This is a genomic window from Cupriavidus sp. WGlv3, assembly GCF_023952475.1.
Classification (GTDB): Bacteria; Pseudomonadota; Gammaproteobacteria; order Burkholderiales; family Burkholderiaceae; genus Cupriavidus; species Cupriavidus phytorum.
This window is the reverse complement of record NZ_JALHRX010000123.1, coordinates 1-690: the sequence shown is the minus strand read 5'-3', so window position 1 is coordinate 690 and position 690 is coordinate 1. Positions and strand designations below refer to the sequence as shown.

Annotated in this window: 1 protein-coding gene; it reads right to left on the bottom strand. The window is 60.4% G+C overall.

Going from position 1 to position 690, the window contains the following annotated elements; translation table 11 throughout:
- On the bottom strand, nucleotides 1-335 hold a 335-nt coding region (tnpB, locus tag MKD38_RS30785), incomplete at its 3' end, for an IS66 family insertion sequence element accessory protein TnpB (RefSeq protein ID WP_012354795.1).
- Between the last annotated feature and the right edge of the window lie 355 nt (nucleotides 336-690).

Genomic DNA, 690 nt, shown 5'->3' with positions numbered 1-690 from the left:
TATTCTCGGTGCGGGTGCCGGCGCATCGCCTCGATGTCGATTCCCTGGAGCAGCCAGTGCAACGGTTCGACCGTCAGCATAGCCACTGTCGCCTCGCGTGGCCAGGCAAACCGGTCCGCCTCCAATCGCTTCAACAATAGCCAGAAGCCGTTGCGATCCCACCCGAGAATCTTGATACGATCGGCCCGCTGGTTACGGAACACAAATACAGCCGATGCAAACGGATCCAGCCCGAGCGCCTGCTCGACCAGCAGTGCCAGGCCGTTGATGTTCTTACGGAAGTCCACTGCGTCGCGATGCAGATACACCCGCAGCCCAGCGTCGAGGCGGAACATCAATGGCCTCCACTCAGGGCTTCGATCATTGCCTTTACGAGCCCAACGTCTCGCTCGCTGCATTCCAGCTCGAGCGATACACCGTTGGGCAGCTTTGCGCTCAACAGCGCCAGCGGTTGCGCTCGCCGCGGTGGCGGATCGCCAGACACCACAACCTGTGCGGGTGTCTTGATTGGCCGCGAATCTAGAACCTCCTCGACAACCGGCACGAATGCCGGCAACGCACCTTGCGCCTGCGCTGAATCTCGGATCCCGAATCCATTTGCGCAACTGGTTAGCGTTGATGCCCGCCTTGAGAGCCGTGCCTGAAACCGATGCTCCCGATTGAAGACAGAACTCAATCAGACGCCGCTTG